We start from the raw sequence: 1357 nt of genomic DNA on the forward strand, positions 1-1357 counted from the left end.
TGAGGTTAGTTATGTCAGAAAATAAAGGTGATTTTATATAGATTAGGGGATATGAAATTTTGATATGAGGTGATGATATGGAACAATTTCTGGTGGATCTAGTCGGGTCAACGAATGATTTTTTATGGTCTAAATTGTTTATTATGCTTGTTGTGTGCGGAATTTATTTCACATTTAAATCGAAATTTGTACAGTTTCGAATGCTAAAGGAAATGGTCCGTGTTTTAATGGAAGGGAAGGATAGTTCTAAAGACCAAATTTCTCCGTTCCAAGCGTTTTGTATTGGTATGGCTGCTCGCGTTGGAACAGGAAATATCACAGGAATTGCGATTGCGATTGCACTAGGCGGTCCTGGAGCAGTATTCTGGATGTGGATTATTTCTATTATTAGCTCAGCATCCAGCTTTGTTGAGAGTACATTAGCGCAAATATATAAAGTAAAAGATAAAGATGGTTTCCGCGGCGGTCCATCCTATTATATGGAAAAAGGGCTAAACAAACGTTGGATGGGAGTAATATTCTCTATTTTAATTACGATTACTTTCGGTCTTGTATTCAATTCTGTACAATCAAATACCGTTACAATTGCTTTTGAGAACTCATTCGGTACAGATCGTTTAACTGTTGGGATTATCATGGCAATTGCTTTCGCTGTGATTATCTTTGGTGGTGTACAGCGTATTGCAAAAATGGCTGAATACAAGGTAATGTTTCTAGCAGTCTTATACATTGGAGTTGCATTATTTGTTGTAGTTACGAACATAACAAAAATGCCGGAAGTTCTTTCTCTTATTGTTCAAAACGCATTTGGCTTTAAACAAATAGCAGGCGGTTCAATCGGCGCAGCACTCATGCATGGAGTTAAACGTGGTTTATTCTCAAATGAAGCTGGTATGGGAAGTGCACCAAATGTTGCTGCAACGGCAACAACAAGCCATCCGGTGAAACAAGGACTTATTCAAGCATTTGGTGTATTAACGGATACACTGATTATTTGTACAAGCACAGCATTTATTATTTTACTTTCTGATGCATACAAACAACCAGAACTAAATGGAATTGCACTTACACAAGCAGCATTAAGTGAACATATCGGCTCTTGGGCATCGGGCTGTCTAGCTATCTTTGTCTTCCTATTTGGATTCGGTGCGTTAATTGGGAACTATTATTACGGAGAAACAAATATTCGATTCTTACACACAAGTAAAGTATGGTTGATGGTATACAGAATAAGTGTGTTAGCTATGATTGTATTCGGCTCAGTTGCAAAAATCCAGCTGGTATGGGATTTAGCGGATTTATTTATGGGCTTTATGGTTATTATAAATTTAATTGCTATTACCTTACTATCAAAAAT

The 1357-nt window shown here is 36.9% G+C and carries 1 protein-coding gene; it reads left to right on the forward strand.

Annotated features, from left to right (window positions below):
* Positions 1 to 77: 77 nt before the first annotated feature.
* Positions 78 to 1357 (forward strand): alanine/glycine:cation symporter family protein (locus HRG09_RS28095; RefSeq protein WP_174104070.1); only part of this gene is annotated, 1280 nt, incomplete at its 3' end.

The sequence above is a fragment of the Bacillus sp. Xin1 genome (assembly GCF_013314535.1).
Lineage (GTDB): Bacteria > Bacillota > Bacilli > Bacillales > Bacillaceae_G > Bacillus_A.